We start from the raw sequence: 16,690 nt of genomic DNA, 5'->3' as shown, positions 1-16,690 counted from the left end.
TTAAAGACTGAGGGGCTGGCGCATTGCGCCAGCCCCTCAGCTATTTGAATCTTTAGCTGCAACCAGAGGTTGAGCCACAGCCTTCACAAACGTGGCATGAGCCTGATGGGCGCATCTTAATTCCACAGTTGAAGCAAAGTGGTGCGTCTGATTCGGTGCCCTGAAGCATTTCGAACAGTTCAGCTGAAGAGTGAGCTTCACGCTTAGTGGTGATCTCCACTTCAACCGCTGCCGGAGCTGCTACAACTTCTGCAACCTTCTCAGCAACAGCTTCGATAGCTTCTGACACAGCAGCGTCAGCAACCGGAGCGATCGGCGCGTAAGCAGCGTTTGAATCTAGTGCTGCTGAACGCTCTGATGAGCTGTAGATGCCTAGGTAGCTACGAGTGTCGTAAGGCAGGTAGTCAAGGGCTAGACGACGGAAGATGTAGTCCATGAGTGACTTGGCCATACGAACATCTGCGTCGTCGGTTAGACCAGCAGGCTCGAATGAAACGTTGGTGAACTTCTGAACGAAGGTCTCTAGCGGCACACCGTACTGAAGGCCAATAGAAACTGCAATTGAGAAGGCATCCATAACGCCAGCAAGAGTTGAACCCTGCTTACCGAGCTTCAAGAAGACCTCACCAAGACCGCCATCTGGGTATGAACCAGCAGTCATGTAACCCTCTGCTCCACCAACGGTGAATGAAGTGGTTGATGACGGACGAGACTTTGGAAGACGCTTGCGAACCGGGTGAGACATTGGAACAGCGGCAGTTGCATCCACGGTCTTGGTCTCGGTCTTTGCTTTAGCGTCTGAAAGCGGCTGGCCAACCTTGCAGTTGTCGCGGTAGATAGCCAGAGCCTTTAGGCCCATCTTCCAGCCCTGGAAGTAGACGTCAGCAATTTCATCGCGGGTTGCAGTCTCAGGCATGTTTACAGTCTTAGAGATTGCACCTGAAAGGAACGGCTGAACCGCAGCCATCATGCGAACGTGACCCATAGGCTCAATTGCGCGGATACCAACGGCGGTGTCGAAGATTGCGTAGTGCTCGGTCTTTAGACCAGGCGCGTCTACAACGTGGCCGTTCTGGCTGATGTGCTCAACAATTGCCTCGATGGTCTCCTGAGAGTAACCAAGACGGTGAAGGGCAAATGGGATGGTCTGGTTGACGATCTGCATTGAGCCACCGGTTGATAGCTTCTTGTACTTAACCAATGAGAAGTCAGGCTCGATACCGGTAGTGTCACAGTCCATCATGAAACCGATGGTTCCGGTTGGTGCAAGCAATGAAGCCTGCGAGTTACGCCATCCGTTTTCTGCACCGATTGCAGTGTTTAGAGCCCACTGCTCGTTTGCTACAGCAAGTACCTCGGCGTCGATCTGGCTAACCGGCATGACCTGGTGGCTAGCTGCTTCGTGCTTGTGCATGATGCGCTCGTGACCAGCCTTGTTCTGTGCAAATCCAGCGTATGGTCCTACAACACCTGCCAACTCAGCTGAGCGACGGTAGGCAGTTCCAGTCATCAATGAGGTGATTGCAGCTGCTAGAGCGAAACCCTCCTTGCTGTCGTAAGGAACACCGATTGCCATCAACAAAGCACCGAGGTTCGCGTAACCGATACCCAACTGGCGGTAAGCACGAGTGGTCTCGCCGATTGCCTGGGTTGGGAAGTCAGCGAAACAGATCGAAATGTCCATCGCGGTGAAAATCAACTCGTTGGCCTTCACGAAAGTCTCTGAGTCAAATGAACCATCTGGCTTCAAGAACTTAAGCAGGTTTAGCGAGGCAAGGTTACAGCTTGAGTTGTCAAGGTGCATGTACTCAGAACATGGGTTCGAAGCGGTGATGCGACCGGTCTCTGGGGTGGTGTGCCAGTCATTGATGATGTCGTCGTACTGGATACCTGGGTCGGCACATTCCCAAGCTGCATCTGCAATCTTGGCGAATAGTTCACGTGCATCAACAGTCTCAATAACCTCACCGGTGGTACGGCCGCGAAGACCGAACTCGGTGCCATTCTCAACAGCATTCATGAACTCTGCGTTTACACGAACAGAGTTGTTGGCGTTCTGGTACTGAACTGAGTTGATGTCCTTGCCACCAAGCTCCATGTTGTAACCAGCGTCGCGAAGGACGCGGATCTTGCCCTCTTCGCGTGCCTTGGTTTCGATGAACTCTTCGATGTCTGGGTGGTCAACGTCAAGAACTACCATCTTTGCTGCGCGACGGGTTGCGCCACCAGACTTGATGGTTCCTGCAGAGGCGTCAGCGCCACGCATGAATGAAACTGGACCAGAAGCTGAGCCGCCAGAGTTCTTTAGAAGCTCCTTTGATGAACGGATGCGTGACAGGTTCAAACCTGCACCTGAACCACCCTTGAAGATCATGCCCTCTTCGCGGTACCAGTTAAGAATTGAGTCCATTGAGTCATCTACCGACAGGATGAAACAAGCTGATACCTGTTGTGGGCTCTTGGTTCCAACGTTGAACCAAACAGGCGAGTTGAAGCTGAAAATCTGGTTCAACAGCATGTAGGTGAGCTCGTGCTCAAAGATGGTTGCGTCTTCTTCAGTTGCAAAGTAACCGTTGTCGCGGCCAGCCTGGGTGTAGGTCAATACAACACGGTTGATTAGCTGACGAAGGCTGTACTCACGCTCTGGAGTGCCAACTGCACCACGGAAGTACTTGGTGGTCACGATGGTGCTCGCGTTGATGCTCCAGAAGTCTGGGAACTCAACTCCACGCTGCTCGAAGATGGTCTCGCCGGTCTGCCAGTTGGTCTGAACTACATCGCGGTATTCCCAGTTGACCTGGTCGTAAGGGTGAACACCCTCCTGGGTGTAAATGCGATCGATGGTTAGCCCAGCACCTGCGCCGGTGTTGTGGATGAAAGCTGTGGTGTCGGTCACTGCTTTGCCTTTCGTTTGAATGATTTGTACTGAATTTTGTTGAAATTTGTTGAATCTGGGTTTTACTGGGGCTGGTCTGCCGTATCTTCGTGGCTCAGACGCAGCAATTTGATGGCGGCCTCGAAATCATCGAGGTTTTCCCATCCTTGGTAAACGCTGGCGAAGCGCATGAATGCAACTTCGTCTAATTTGCGAAGCGGTTCAAGGATGGCCAGGCCAATCTCGTTTGCTTCAAGTTGCGCAGCGCCGGTGGCACGTACGTTTTCTTCTACGGTTTGCGCAAGCAAGGCTAGGTCAGATTCTGAGACCGGTCTCCCCTGGCAAGCTTTTCTTACACCATTCATGATTTTGTCTCGGCTGAATGGCTGGGTGACTCCGTTGCGCTTGACGACCGTGAGGCTCGCAGTTTCGGTGGTGCTGAAACGCATGCCACATTCTGGGCATTGACGGCGACGTCGAATTGAAGAACCGTCGTCAGATGTGCGCGAATCGGTTACGCGGGAGTCCGCGAAGCGACAAAACGGACAATGCATAGCGGCTCCCTCCCAATTCCGATAAGTTATCCACAGTTTTTGCCTCAAAAAGCACTAGATGTGGATAGTTTTTTGTGTGCTGCCCCTATATCTTGTGGTTTGGGTGCCAATGTTGCAAATTAAGCATTGGGTCGGCGTGTCGCTAGTGATGACGCGAAAGTAGGAAAAAAACGGCGCGAAAAACGACTAAAAAAGCGCTAAAAATGGGGGAAATTTATTTTGAAAATTTAAAGATTAAATCTAGCGGTGACTGCCTCGCCGTGGGCAGGTAGCCCCTCAGCCTCGGCGAAGTCGGCCACCATGGATGAGATCTGCGCCAAGCCCTGCTGGTTGTAATCAATTACCTGCTGCGGACGCAAGAAGCTGTGGACTCCCAAACCCGAACCAAACTTGGCTTGCTGACCAGTTGGCAAAACGTGGCTTGAACCAGCCATGTAGTCGCCCAGCGACACGGGTGAGTAATCCCCGAGGAAAATAGCACCGGCATTGGTGATTCTCGAAAGCACAGATTTGTTATCTGAGGTGTGAATCTCTAGGTGCTCGGTGGCATAGTGATTTGAGAAATCAATAGCCGACTGCAATGAATCAACCAAAACAATCGCAGACTGCTGGCCCTCTAGAGCTGTTCTTACCCTTTCGGAGTGACTTGTGGCATCGACAATGTCAGCCAATTCATTGATTACGGCGTGAGCTAGTGGCTCGGAGTCGGTAACCAGCACGGATGCTGCTGCCTCGTCGTGTTCAGCCTGGCTCACCAAGTCATAGGCAATCAATCTGGCATTTGCCGATTCATCAGCAATCACCAAAATTTCGGTGGTGCCTGCTTCAGAGTCGATACCGATCAAACCCCGCAGGGCACGTTTAGCAGCCGCAACATAGATGTTTCCTGGACCAGTTACCAAACTAACTGGGGCAAAACTGATTTGCGGAATTCCGTAGGCAAACGCCGCAATTGCAGCTGGGCCACCCATGCAATAAACATCTTCAACGCCCAACAAGGCGGCAGTCGCTAGAACCGTCGGGTGCGGGCGACCATTGAAATCTTTTTGAGCCGGTGAAGCCAAAGCCAAGCGCTGCACACCAGCCACCTGGGCAGGAACCACGTTCATGATCACGCTGGACGGATAAACAGCCTTACCGCCAGGCACATAAAGGCCAACTGAGTCAACCGGCTGCCAACGCTGGTGAACCAAGGCTCCCTCAGCCAACTTAACAGTGGTGTCTTGAGGCAGGTTAGCCCGTGAGACCTTGAAGACCCGCTCGATTGCCTCTTCAATGGCACGACGCAAACTGGGCGACAGCTCGGCAACTGCTCGAGCAAGTTCTTCTTTGGTGACCTTTAGCGGCCGAGGGTCGACACCATCACGAGCGATGGTCACGTCAACGATTGCAGATTCACCCGAAGCTTTTACTTCAGCCAGCAACGGCTCAATTTGGCTTATGGCCTGCTGAATATCAACCGAGGCACGAGGAACCAGCTGGTTAACCTGAGCACTGCTGAGTGCGCGGCCGCGAGCATCAATCAGACGCAAATCGACTGGTTTAGGCTGAACCATTTTTTTCCTCCTGGATTTACTTCAAGTGTAAACCGAGAGCTCGGTTCGATACGCTTGAAGGAATCAAAGAACGGTAGACAATGTCACAGCTAGAAGTTGAAAAAGACCCAATCGAAGCACTCCGCGGTACATTCCGCCGTCACGCATCTGGGGTTTCTGTGATCACTCTGCTCGATGGCGAGGGTAAACCGGTTGGATTCACCGCCACATCAATGACCTCTTTGGGTGCAAACCCTCCCCTAGCCAGCTTCAACGTTTCGCGCGGTTCGAGCAGTTGGGCCGCAATCGAGTCAGCGGAATATGCCGCAATTCACACCTTGGGTGAAAAGAACCTCGAACTTGCACAAAAAATGGCAGCCGATCACACCAAGCGTTTTGTCGAGGCCGACTGGTATGCCGGCCCATACGGACTGCCAATATTCGGCGCAGCCACAGCTGTTTTGATAGTAAAAATCCGTGAGATTCACAGCGTCGAATCGAACGCGGTCGTAATTGTCGACGTAGTTGAAGGCCTTCTGGGCGAAACTGACCCGGCCTTGCTCTATTACCAGCGCGGCTACATGAGCCCGGGAAAGCACCTTAGCTAAGGCAGCGGGCACCGAGCAGAACTTTTAGCTCGCCAAACAGGTCCATGGTGACAGACACCTTGGCTTGCAATTTGAACAAGCGTTCTTGCCCATCACTCATCAGAGCAATTTGCACTTCTTCGCGCCCAGCGTGAACGCGCAAAATACGGTTGAGTTCATCCAAGGTTTCTCGGGTCGCGTCAGTTTCGTTCATTCGAATCGTGAGCGGACCACTCGAACCCTCACCGGTGCCCTCGATAGTTTCTACCGAATAGGCATGGATTGAATTGCCGTCGTCTCGCTGGCTCACGCGACCACGAACCACTACCACCTGGTCGGCCTGAAGATTGCGACCGTATTCAAGGTAGGTTTTGCCCATCATCATGACTTGAATTTCGCCTTCAAAGTCTTCGAGGGTTACCGCGCCGTACTGGTTTCCAGAAGCCCTAGCAACGCGATGCTGCACCATTGTAATCAGGCCGGCAATCGTGACTTGCTCACCATCCTTGATGGTTTCGCTCGAAGCTACCGCGCCGATGGTTTGCTCAGAATATCTGGCTAGCTGAGCTTCACGTCCGGCGAGTGGATGATCACTCACATAAAGCCCGAGCATGTCGCGCTCATAGGCAAGCTTTTCTTTTTTCGGCCACTCTGGTCGATCAGGAACGGTTCCGCCGAAGGCTTCATCCATGCCTTCTTCAGAATCGAACAATGAGCCGAATAGGTCGACCTGACCAACTGCCTCATTTTTCTTGAGTGAAACCTGTGACTCGACAGCCTCTTCGTGAATTTCGATGAGAGAGCGTCGAGTGTGGCCTAGTGAGTCAAATGCACCAGCCTTGATTAGCGACTCAATCACTCGCTTTGAACAAACTGTGGCTGGAACCTTGCGCAAGAAATCATGGAACGAAGTGAAACGACCTTTTTCGGCGCGAGCCTTAGCAATGCCATCGACAACGTTAAGTCCGACGTTACGCACAGCACCGAGCCCGAATCGAATGTCTTCGCCCACAGCGCTAAATGCTGCGATCGATTCGTTGACATCTGGCGCTAGAACGTTGATTCCCATTCGGCGACATTCGCTCAGGTAAAGCCCAAGTTTGTCTTTCGAATCGCCAACCGAGGTGAGTAGTGCCGCCATGTACTCGGCCGGAAAGTTCGCCTTCAGATAAGCCGTCCAGTAAGACAAGACACCGTAGGCTGCACTGTGTGCCCGGTTGAAGGCATAGTCGGCGAACGGTAGCAGTGTGTCCCAAAGTGCCTTGATGGCTTCATCACTGTATCCGTTGGCTTTCATGCCATCAGAAAAACCCTGGTATTGCTTGTCTAGTTCTTCTTTGTTCTTTTTACCCATTGCACGACGCAGCAAGTCGGCTTTACCGAGAGTAAATCCGGCAGCCTTTTGAGCCGCAGCCATTACCTGCTCTTGGTAAACAATGAGCCCATAGGTCGGGTCAAGAACTTCAGCCAACGACTCTGATAGCTCTGGGTGAACCGAATCAACCTCTTGCAGGCCGTTCTTACGAAGAGCGTAGTTGGTGTGCGAGTTCATACCCATTGGACCAGGACGGTACAAGGCGATTACCGCCGATATGTGCTCGAAGAGGGTTGGCTTCAGTAGCCTCAACAACGATCGCATGGCTGTTCCATCAAGCTGGAATACGCCAAGGGTGTCTCCGCGCGAAAGCAACTCGAATGTTGCTGGGTCAGAGTCAAGATCTAGGTCTTCAAGAACAACTACTTGATTACGGTTCGACTTGATGTTTGCGAGCGTGTCATCAAGAACGGTTAGATTTCGGAGACCCAAGAAGTCCATCTTGAGCAAACCGAGCTTTTCACAAGGCGGTTGGTCAAACTGAGTGATGACAGCGCCATCGTCTTCGCGCTTCATGATCGGAATTACGTCGATCAATGGCTCTGCAGACATGATTACACCCGCAGCGTGAACACCCCACTGACGCTTCAGCGACTCAAGACCCTGAGCAAGCTCGAATACCTTGGCTGAATCTGGGTCGCCTTCAATTAGATCTCTGAAATCTTGCGCTTCTTTATAGCGCTCTGAATCTTTGTTAATCAGGTCATTTAGCGCGATGTCGCGACCTAAAACCATCGGAGGCATGGCCTTGGTTAGTTTTTCACCAACCGAATATGGCATGGCCAAAACGCGTCCGGCATCTTTAAGGGCCTGCTTGGCCTTGATGGTTCCAAAAGTGACGATTTGCGCCACACGGTCGTCGCCGTATTTCTCAGAGACGTACCGAATAACTTCGCCACGACGACGGTCGTCGAAGTCAACATCGATATCGGGCATCGAAACGCGCTCAGGGTTCAAGAATCGCTCAAAGATGAGACCATGCTTCACTGGGTCAAGTTCGGTGATTCCGAGTGCATAAGCAACGATCGAACCTGCGGCCGAACCTCGACCCGGGCCAACGCGGATTCCCTGTGCACGCGCCCAAGCGATGAAGTCGGCAACTACCAAGAAGTAGCCGGGGAAACCCATCTGCTTGATGACTTCAACTTCATAAGAAACCTGCTTGGCTTGCGCTTCGGGAACTTGGCCCTTGTAGCGGCGCGCCATGCCTTCGGCTACTTCTTGCTCAAACCACGAGGCCTCGGTGTGACCTTCAGGAACGGGAAAACGCGGCATAAGTTCGCGTTCTTGAAACTCAACTTCACATCGCTCGGCGATTAGCAGGGTGTTGTCGCAAGCTTCTGGATAGTCAGCGAAGAGGTCGCGCATCTGTGCAGCGGATTTGAGATAAAACTCTTGGGAATCAAACTTGAATCTATTTGGATCATCGAGGGTTGAGCCAGATTGCACGCACAGCAATGCCTCGTGAGCGGCTGCATCGCCGGCGTGGGTGTAGTGCAAATCATTGGTAGCCAATAGCGGCATGTCTAGCTCTTTGGCTAGTTTCAGTAGGTCAGACATGGTTCGACGCTCAATGTCTAGACCGTGATCCATGATTTCAGCGAAGAAATTCTCTTTGCCAAAAATATCCTGAAATTCAGCAGCTGCTTTCTTGGCCTCATCGTATTGACCAAGACGCAGTCGGGTCTGAATCTCTCCAGAAACACACCCGGTAGTCGCGATTACACCCTGACCATAGGTTTGCAGCAGCTCGCGGTCCATTCGTGGCTTGAAATAAAAGCCATCGAGCCAGGCCTTGGATGACATGCGGAACAGGTTGTACATACCAGCGGTGTTCCGCGCGAACATCGTCATGTGGGTATATGAACCAGCACCCGAAATGTCGTCTTCGCCACCACTACCCCAGCGAACCTTGGTTCGCTCTTGACGCTTGGTGCCAGGGGTTAGGTAGGCTTCGATGCCGATGATCGGTTTAACGCCAGCCGCTTTGGCAGTTTTATAAAAGTCGAATGCACCAAAGTTGTTGCCGTGGTCGCTAATGCCAATCGCTGGCATGCCCTGTTCAACAACTGCCTCGATGAGTGGCTTCACGCGAGCTGCGCCGTCGAGCATTGAGTACTCGGTGTGCACGTGCAGGTGTACAAATGAATCTTTATTCAATTTGACTCCTTTCACACATACTTTTCACTCGGATAGACCAGCCTATCCCCCAATACCAGCGCCAGCCGGCAGCTATCGCCGCTGTTTCTAGTTTGAGCGAAGCACTTCTAATGCATGGCTCAGGTCGGCAGGATATTCGCTCTCGAATTCAACGATTCCACCCTTGGTTGGGTGTTCAAAACTAAGTTTCATCGCGTGTAGCCACTGACGATCTAGCTGCAATCTTGCGGCGAGTTTTGGATCAGCCCCATACATTGTGTCGCCAACAAGCGGGTGTCTGAATGCAGAGAAATGAACGCGAATCTGGTGCGTGCGCCCAGTTTCTAGAACCACCTCTACCAAAGATGCAGCCGGAAAAGCCTCGAGGGTTTCGTAATGGGTCACCGAATGCTTGCCATCGTTCATGACGGCAAATTTAAATTCGGCCTTTGGGTGTCTGCCGATGGGTGCATCAAATGTGCCGGCAAGAGGGTCGGCTAGCCCCTGAATCACAGCGTGATAAACCTTGTGCACAGTTCGATCGCGAAACGCTTGCTTGAGACGTGAATATGCCAATTCTGATTTCGCCAATGTCATTAGCCCGCTGGTGCCAACATCAAGGCGCTGAACAATACCTTGGCGCTCTGCAGCACCCGAGGTCGTGATCTGAACACCTAGGGCCAAGAGAGCACCAGGAACGGTCGGGCCATCCCAGCCCACTGACGGGTGAGCTGCAACACCGGCAGGCTTGTCGACAACGATTATGTCTTCATCTTCAAAAACGATTCGAAAACCAGGAACCTCAACTGGCACGATAGCCAGCGGAGTCTTTGGAGCTGGCATCGATATCTCGATAATTGCGTCCTGAACCAAACGGTCTGACTTACCGATTTCACGCCCGTTAAGTGATACCAAACCTTCGACTAGAAGTTCAGCTGCCGCTGAGCGCGACAGGCCCATCAGCTTGGCAATTGCCGCATCGGCTCGTTCACCAATCAGTGAATCAGGTACGGGTAGGTGCTTGATTTCACTCATAAAACTAGTTGCCAGTCAGTGAAGCTGATTTAGGTTCGACTTGAGCCTCTTCTAGCTTGGCTTTTCCAATTTGTTCACCACGGATGAGCCTTAGCGCGCCCAAAGTGCAGGTGATCACAATTGCCATGTCGGCGATGTTGAAAATCGCGAAATTGAATGGCAACTGGATGAAATCAATAACAGTGCCGTCAGCAAAACCAGTCGCACGGGTAATTCGATCAATTAGATTGCCAACAACGCCGCCAAGTAAGACACCGGCCATAATCGCCCAGCTCAAAGTTTCGATTTTGCGACTGAACCAGAGAATGGCAAGCGCCGCCAGGCTAGAAATGATGGTGAAAATCCAGGTAATTCCGAAGCCAAGCGAAAAGGCGGCTGAATCATTGAAGGCTAGTCGCAACTGAACCAATTGCCCGATGAATGGAACCAACTCACCCGGTTGAAGATTTGCCATCGCGACTGCCTTGGCCCATTGGTCAAGCGCAATCACGATCCACGCGGTGATTACAACCGCAACAGCAAAGCGGCCAATGACTCTATTTTTTGCCACTGCTTAGATGTTTGAGTCGTTGTTTTCGAAACCATTTACCTGAAATGGCTGGTCGGCCTGCGCGGCCGCTGCTTCGAAGTTGTAGGTCAATGCTGGCGAAGTTACCGGACGATCGGTCGGTGCAACGTCAGATTCATCCAAGTCAGTCAACTGGGCCTCGATGTAGGCACGCAACTTGGTGCGGTACTCACGCTCGTAGCTTCTAAGCTCTTGGATGCGATGCTCGATCAGGGCCTTCTCTTGCTCAAGGCGGCTCATGTCGGCACGCTGCTGAGCCTCTGCCTCACGAACAACGCGAGCAGCTGTTGCATGGCCTTCAGCGATAAGAGCATCGCGCTTAGCCAAACCTTCACGAACATGCTCTTCGTGTAGTTTGCGGGCCAACTGAAGCAAGTTGTTGGTGTTGTTGGTATCTAGTGAACCTGGGTCTTGGGTGGCCTCAGGGAATGGGCTGGCCGCCGAAGGAGCGATTGTAGAACTCGAGATCGAATCTGCCGAAGGCGCATTCAGCTGGTCAACCAAGCCTGCTCCACTGCGCTGCAATTCGGCAATTCTTGATTCAGAAGCCAATAGTCGCTGGCGAAGGTCTTCGTTCTCAACGCTCAGGCGTCGAAGTTCAACGACGATTTCATCGAGAAAATCATCGACTTCATCCTGGTCATAGCCTTCACGGAACTTGGTTGGCTGAAATCTCTTGTTGACTACGTCTTCGGGAGTCAATGGCATTTAGATACCTCGTTTTGGTTTAGGAGCCGATTGGGGAGGTCGGCTTGCTACTAAAGACAGGTTACCGCAGGTCTTCAAAGGTTGGAAACAGAGTTGCTAAATGTAGGTAATTGCGATTTGTTTCAGCAGATTGCCGACAAGTCGAATTGCTATTAGCAAAATTGGCCAAGCCAAATCAAATTGAATCGCACCAAGCCTCAGCGGCGGAACAAAACGACGCACAAACTTGAGCGGCGGATCTGTCACGGTGAAAACTACTTCGAAAAGCACAACCAAGGCACCGGTCGGCCTAAAACCGCGCTTGAACGCGATTACCAGGTCAATGATTGCCCTAGCGATCAACGCATAACTGAAAATGGCCAGAAGCCATCCAAGGATGTTGAGAAATATTGCCATTTCGGCGAACTGCTAAGGACGAACGATTAGTTCGTCGGCAAGACCGACGGCGTCTTCTTCTTCTTCGTTAACCAAAACGTGTGAAGGGCTGAGCAAGAAAACCTTGCCGGTAACGCGCTTGATGTGACCCTCTAGGCCGTGCTGCAGGCCAAGCAAGAAGTGAACCATGTTGCGGGCGTCGCTCTCTGACAGCTCGCTCATGTTTACGATTACCGAGATGCCACTTCGGAAGTACTCGGCGATGACCACTGCATCTTCATAAGAAGAAGGCTGAATGGTAAAGATCTCGTTGACATCGCTGACGCCACGGCCGCGTGAACGCATTGGAGTAACGCGAGCAACAGGACGCTCGGTTGGGGTTGCAGTCGGTGCAGCTACTGGACGAGCTGGTAGAGCTTCGTCGCCGCCACTTACGCCAAGCCAGTTGCCGACCTGTGAAAAAATATTTGCCATTTTTATCCTCCTGAGGATTACTTCTCTAGCCAGAATATGGCTATTTTGAGCGATTGCCTGTGATTGCCGTGCCAATGCGCAAGTGTGTCGCGCCAAACTCAATGGCAGCCTCAAAATCGTGAGACATGCCCGCTGAGATGTACTTTGAGTCCGCAGAAATTTTCTGCAATTGCGCACTCGCTTTAGCGATGGTTTCGAAGTCTATTCTTGGGTCGCGATCTAACGCGGCGACCCCCATGACGCCTAGGAGGTAGAGATTCTGGGATTCAAGAACTGCATTAGCAAAATGCTCTAGATTGGCCGGTTCGATTCCGCCACGAGCTGCATCCTCGGTGAGGTTCAACTGAACGAATACCCCAACCGGTTTAGGTGCATCAATCGCGCTTTTGATCAATGCAGAAAGCAAAGACTGGCGATCAAGCGAGTGGATGACAGTTGCGTACTCAAGCGCCGACTTCACCTTGTTGCTTTGCAACTGGCCTACGAAGTGCCAGGTAATAGCTTCATCGCTGCGCTCAGCAACCCACTTTGACTTTGGATTAGCTTCTTGATCGCGATTCTCGCCGAAATTTCGTTCACCCAGGTCAATTAGGTCTAGAACAAGTTGCGGCTCGTGATTCTTAGTAATCACCACAAGCTCTACATCGCTGGCCAATCGGCCGCAAGCCTCAGCACTGGTTGCGATTCGATTTCGAACTTCGACCAGGCGCTGGGCTAATGGCAAATTCAGCAAAATTTCTAGCGAAGAAATTCAGGGATGTCTAGGTCGTCGCCCCAGGTGCCATCAGCTGACTGAGGCTTGCCGGTGTCTGACGCCTTGATCTCGGCGATGATTTCGTCTTCGTCAACACCAGAAATCACAGCAACAGCTTCGGTAGTTGGGTTTGAAGATTCGAACCAAGAAGTGCTACTGGTTACCACCGGAGGTACAACCGGTGCAATAACCGGCGAAGCCGGAGCTGCCATTGAGCTGAACGGTGCTCGCTCAACGCGACGTGGTGCGCCGCCATCAAAGCCAGCCGCAATAACAGTAATTCGAACTTCGTCACCAAGGCTGTCATCAACTGACATACCCCAAATGATGTTGGCCTCTGGGCTAACGGCTTCTTGAACTAGTCGTGCTGCCTCGTCAACCTCGTGCAAACCGATGTCGTTGGCACCTTGGATAAGGAGCAAGACACCGTGAGCGCCGTCGATGCTGGCCTCAAGCAATGGGCTTGAAACTGCAATTTCAGCTGCGCGAACAGCACGGTCTTCACCCTTGGCGGTTCCGATACCCATCAATGCCGAGCCAGCGCCCTTCATGACTGACTTCACGTCTGCGAAGTCAAGGTTCACTAGGCCTGGGTTTGTGATGGTGTCGGTGATTCCCTGAACACCAGCGCGAAGTACGTCGTCTGCCGTTGCAAAGGCCTCCACTACTGAAACAGTCTTGTTGACCAGCTCTAGCAAACGCTGGTTTGGAACCACGATAAGAGTGTCAACTTCGTTGCGCAGGGTGTCGATGCCTTGCTCAGCCTGCTGAGCACGACGCTTGCCCTCAAAACCGAATGGTCGAGTTACAACACCGACAGTTAGAGCTTCAAGAGTTTTAGCTATGCGCGCCACTACAGGAGCTGCGCCGGTTCCGGTACCGCCACCCTCGCCCGCGGTCACGAAGATCATGTCAGCGCCCTTTAGAGCGGCTTCAATTTCTTCAGAGTGGTCTTCGGCTGCGCGACGGCCAATCTCTGGGTCGGCACCTGCGCCTAGGCCGCGGGTTAGCTGGCGACCAATGTCGATCTTTACATCGGCACCGCTCATCAGCAAGGCCTGCGCATCAGTGTTGATAGCGACGAACTCGACACCGCGGAGCCCAGCTTCGATCATTCGGTTGATGGCATTTACGCCACCGCCGCCGACGCCGACAACCTTAATTACCGCTAGATAGTTCTGCTCTAGACCCACGATGTTCCTCCGGACTTATAAAAGCAATCTTTGAGATCAAAGGTTCAACCTGAACCTTATGGTTTCTCGATTTAATTGCGTTGCGCCAAGAAACTATTCGCTGCAGGGCCTTATCCATGGCATTTTTGCAGGCGTGTCTAGAACTTTGAGTAGTTTTCTGTTGGTGCGTTCGGTGACGAGACGTCGTAGGTCACTCGAACGTTAGCTTTTTGGTTGGCAATCAGTGCAGAAAGAGCTTTCGACTTCAAGACCGACTGAGAACTGTCACCCCAAATAACCCGCTGTTTGGCATAGCCGCGCAAAACCATGGTGACGTTATCTTTTGACTTTGCATCCATGGAATAAACCTTCGGAAACAACTCAACCGGTAGCGCCAGAAGCACATCAACTGCGGCTTGATATTGCTCCGATTTACTTGGGTCACCAGAAACCGAAACTGTTGGGTAACGATCCTTTGCAGTGGCCTTGCCAATACGCACCCCGGCTGGGTCATATAGGTAATCCACTCCCCCGATGCGAATTATGCAAATGGGCTGGCGCTCGGTGATTTGAATCAACAAACCGTGAGGCGGAAGGCTGACCACCGAGAAGCTTTCGATCAGTGGAAACGCCTTGAGCGAAACACCAATTTCTTCTGAACTGATCATTGGCAGCGGCTTGCCCATTTGATCTTTGATGGCGTTCAAAATTGATTTTTCAGAGAGTCGCACTTCGCCGGCGACCGAGATCTTCTTTACCGCCAGTAACGGTGTGAAAATCGTGGCAAGCACGAGAGCGATGAGTGCGCTGAACGATGCGATAACGGCGATGATTACCCGGCGTCGATTTCGAGAATATGCGGTAAACCTGAGCGCTTCAGGCGAAAGTTTTTTTGCTAGGCCCTTGCGCGATGTAGCTTTTCGAACCAGGCTTAGGCGCTTTTGCTCTTTCTTCACAGCTGCCGGCAATTTAGCTGACTTTCGCTTGGCGGGCTTGGTCTTTGCTAATTTCTCGGATGGAGCTACCGGCAATTGCACTGGCTTTTTAGGCAAAGCCGAATTACTCGACGGCTTGGCCGACGAGTTTCGAGTTTGCGGTTTTCTCAAAGCTACTTCTTCAGCGCTTCAAGAAGCTCTGGACACATTCGGTAAATGTCACCACAACCCATGGTCATGATGAAGTCACCCGACTTGGCAAGTGAAGCTGCAACGGCAGGAACATCATCCCAGTTCGGTACGTAGTGAACCTGGGCTTGGTTCTTGAAACGGTCACTCACCAAAGCGCCGGTAACACCTGGCTCTGGGTCTTCACGAGCCGCGTAGATGTCGAGCACGATAACTTCGTCGCTTGCCGATAAAGCATCGGCAAACTCTTGGGCCATGATTCGGGTTCGGCTGTAAAGGTGCGGTTGAAAGACAGTGATCAATCGACCATCGCCGACCACTGCTTTAGCAGCTTTGATAGCGGCAGCAGACTCGGTTGGGTGGTGAGCGTAATCGTCATACACCGAAACTCCGCGCTCAACACCGTGAAGCTGAAAACGACGATCAGTGCCGCCAAAGGCTTCAATTGCCTTGAGGCTTTCTGCAGCATCAAAACCAAGACCAACCAACACCGCAAGCGCACCGACGGCATTGATTGCATTGTGTTCGCCTGGAACACTCAGCTTGGCCGACAAAACTTTTCCTTCAACACTCACGCTGAACGAAACTCGGGCGCCAGTTGCGTCAACGTCAAACAGTCGCACATCAGCCGAATTTTCTTGACCGAAGGTGATCACTCGTTTGCTGGTAATTAGCTTGGTGACGCGAACGGCACCTGGGTCATCAGCACTAATTACGACAAAATCTTTGGCACCATTTGCAAACTTCGCAAATTCGGCTTCAAATGCCGCTTCGCTTCCGTAGTGATCTAGGTGATCTGCATCAACGTTGGTAATCAAAGCAACTGCGGTGTCGTAGTGAAGGAATGAGCCATCTGACTCGTCGGCTTCAATGACGAACAAGTCACCAGATCCGGCAGCAGAAGATGCGTTCAATGCTGCGATTACACCACCGTTAACAAAACTTGGGTCCTCGCCAAGACCAAGAAGGCCGGTGATGATCATGCCTGTGCTCGTAGTTTTGCCGTGCGCGCCAGCAACCGCAATTACCTCGCGCTTTGAGGTTAGGTAGGCCAGAGCTTGAGAGCGGTGAATAACCGGAATACCGAGCTCTTTTGCCAGCAGGTACTCAGGGTTAGTCGGCCAGAGTGCTGAAGTAACCACGACGGTGTCTGGGTTTCCTAGGTTCGCGGCATCATGGCCAATTGCGATTTCTGCACCTAGTTCGCGCAGTGCAGCAACCGTGTCGGTGTCACGCAAGTCGCTACCGGTTACTTTGTGGCCCATGCCAAGAAGTATGCGAGCGATTCCGCTCATTCCTGACCCGCCAATGCCAATAAAGTGAACTGTGCCGAGGTCGGCAGGCACCGGCTGGGTGAAGTCTGGCTTAATCATTTGGTTCCTTACGCTCGGTACTAAGACTAGGCATTACGCCTG

14 protein-coding genes are annotated in these 16,690 nt (G+C 52.2%); 1 reads left to right on the top strand and 13 read right to left on the bottom strand.

Features of this window, described 5'->3' with window-relative positions; all coding sequences use genetic code 11:
• Positions 1 to 52 precede the first annotated feature (52 nt).
• The 3 genes from Q0L26_RS00285 to hisD form a co-directional block, all read right to left on the bottom strand.
• On the bottom strand, positions 53 to 2,896 hold the full coding sequence (locus tag Q0L26_RS00285; protein ID WP_296645880.1) for a vitamin B12-dependent ribonucleotide reductase: 2,844 nt from the start codon (positions 2,894 to 2,896) through the stop codon (positions 53 to 55).
• Positions 2,897 to 2,958: 62 nt separating this feature from the next.
• Positions 2,959 to 3,429 (bottom strand): transcriptional regulator NrdR, encoded by a 471-nt coding sequence (nrdR, locus tag Q0L26_RS00280; RefSeq protein ID WP_296645877.1) that lies wholly within the window; start codon positions 3,427 to 3,429, stop codon positions 2,959 to 2,961.
• Positions 3,430 to 3,656: 227 nt separating this feature from the next.
• Positions 3,657 to 4,985 carry a histidinol dehydrogenase gene (gene hisD / locus Q0L26_RS00275; RefSeq protein ID WP_296645874.1) on the bottom strand — a complete coding sequence of 443 codons (1,329 nt, stop codon included), beginning with the start codon at positions 4,983 to 4,985 and terminating at the stop codon, positions 3,657 to 3,659.
• A gap of 80 nt (positions 4,986 to 5,065) precedes the next feature.
• On the opposite strand from hisD, the gene Q0L26_RS00270 reads away from it, so the two are divergent.
• The gene (locus tag Q0L26_RS00270) at positions 5,066 to 5,572 is read left to right on the top strand and encodes a flavin reductase family protein (RefSeq protein WP_296645872.1); all 507 of its coding nucleotides are present in this window, start codon (positions 5,066 to 5,068) and stop codon (positions 5,570 to 5,572) included.
• On the opposite strand, the gene dnaE is transcribed toward Q0L26_RS00270, so the two are convergent.
• From dnaE to murC, 10 genes are all read right to left on the bottom strand, one after another.
• Positions 5,565 to 9,086, bottom strand: coding sequence for a DNA polymerase III subunit alpha (dnaE, locus tag Q0L26_RS00265; protein WP_296645869.1), 3,522 nt, complete (start codon positions 9,084 to 9,086; stop codon positions 5,565 to 5,567). The two genes, Q0L26_RS00270 and dnaE, sit on opposite strands and share 8 nt — an antisense overlap.
• An 87-nt stretch (positions 9,087 to 9,173) precedes the next feature.
• Complete coding sequence (locus Q0L26_RS00260; protein ID WP_296645867.1) at positions 9,174 to 10,100, bottom strand: RluA family pseudouridine synthase; 927 nt, start codon at positions 10,098 to 10,100, stop codon at positions 9,174 to 9,176.
• Between the two features lie 4 nt (positions 10,101 to 10,104).
• A complete protein-coding gene (locus tag Q0L26_RS00255) occupies positions 10,105 to 10,650 on the bottom strand; it encodes a signal peptidase II (protein ID WP_296645864.1) in 546 nt (181 codons plus the stop codon).
• Positions 10,651 to 10,653: 3 nt separating this feature from the next.
• On the bottom strand, positions 10,654 to 11,376 hold the full coding sequence (locus Q0L26_RS00250) for a DivIVA domain-containing protein (protein WP_296645861.1): 723 nt from the start codon (positions 11,374 to 11,376) through the stop codon (positions 10,654 to 10,656).
• Positions 11,377 to 11,472: 96 nt separating this feature from the next.
• Entirely contained in the window at positions 11,473 to 11,772 is a 300-nt protein-coding gene (locus Q0L26_RS00245) for a YggT family protein (protein ID WP_296645860.1), read from the bottom strand.
• 12 nt (positions 11,773 to 11,784) lie between these two features.
• Positions 11,785 to 12,225 (bottom strand): cell division protein SepF, encoded by a 441-nt coding sequence (gene sepF / locus Q0L26_RS00240; protein WP_296645858.1) that lies wholly within the window; start codon positions 12,223 to 12,225, stop codon positions 11,785 to 11,787.
• A 40-nt stretch (positions 12,226 to 12,265) separates the two neighbouring features.
• Positions 12,266 to 12,949, bottom strand: coding sequence for a YggS family pyridoxal phosphate-dependent enzyme (locus tag Q0L26_RS00235; protein WP_296645855.1), 684 nt, complete (start codon positions 12,947 to 12,949; stop codon positions 12,266 to 12,268).
• Between the two features lie 14 nt (positions 12,950 to 12,963).
• Positions 12,964 to 14,172, bottom strand: a complete 1,209-nt coding sequence (gene ftsZ, locus Q0L26_RS00230) for a cell division protein FtsZ (RefSeq protein ID WP_296645853.1) — start codon at positions 14,170 to 14,172, stop codon at positions 12,964 to 12,966.
• A 137-nt stretch (positions 14,173 to 14,309) separates the two neighbouring features.
• Positions 14,310 to 15,203 carry an FtsQ-type POTRA domain-containing protein gene (locus Q0L26_RS00225; RefSeq protein WP_296645851.1) on the bottom strand — a complete coding sequence of 298 codons (894 nt, stop codon included), beginning with the start codon at positions 15,201 to 15,203 and terminating at the stop codon, positions 14,310 to 14,312.
• A 56-nt stretch (positions 15,204 to 15,259) separates the two neighbouring features.
• Positions 15,260 to 16,648: a UDP-N-acetylmuramate--L-alanine ligase gene (gene murC, locus Q0L26_RS00220; RefSeq protein ID WP_296645849.1), complete on the bottom strand. Its 1,389-nt coding sequence runs from the start codon at positions 16,646 to 16,648 to the stop codon at positions 15,260 to 15,262.
• Positions 16,649 to 16,690 lie beyond the last annotated feature (42 nt).

The organism is Rhodoluna sp. (genome assembly GCF_024641065.1).
Classification (GTDB): domain Bacteria; phylum Actinomycetota; class Actinomycetes; order Actinomycetales; family Microbacteriaceae; genus Rhodoluna.
This window is presented reverse-complemented; position numbering and strand designations above follow the sequence as displayed.

Bases quoted from the DNA above. Each gene is read 5' to 3' on its own strand.
- nrdR (WP_296645877.1), bottom strand. From the start codon at position 3,429: ATGCATTGTCCGTTTTGTCGCTTCGCGGACTCCCGCGTAACCGATTCG.
- hisD (WP_296645874.1), bottom strand. From the start codon at position 4,985: ATGGTTCAGCCTAAACCAGTCGATTTGCGTCTGATTGATGCTCGCGGC.
- Q0L26_RS00270 (WP_296645872.1), top strand. From the start codon at position 5,066: ATGTCACAGCTAGAAGTTGAAAAAGACCCAATCGAAGCACTCCGCGGT.
- Q0L26_RS00260 (WP_296645867.1), bottom strand. From the start codon at position 10,100: ATGAGTGAAATCAAGCACCTACCCGTACCTGATTCACTGATTGGTGAA.
- Q0L26_RS00250 (WP_296645861.1), bottom strand. From the start codon at position 11,376: ATGCCATTGACTCCCGAAGACGTAGTCAACAAGAGATTTCAGCCAACC.
- Q0L26_RS00245 (WP_296645860.1), bottom strand. From the start codon at position 11,772: ATGGCAATATTTCTCAACATCCTTGGATGGCTTCTGGCCATTTTCAGT.
- sepF (WP_296645858.1), bottom strand. From the start codon at position 12,225: ATGGCAAATATTTTTTCACAGGTCGGCAACTGGCTTGGCGTAAGTGGC.
- murC (WP_296645849.1), bottom strand. From the start codon at position 16,648: ATGATTAAGCCAGACTTCACCCAGCCGGTGCCTGCCGACCTCGGCACA.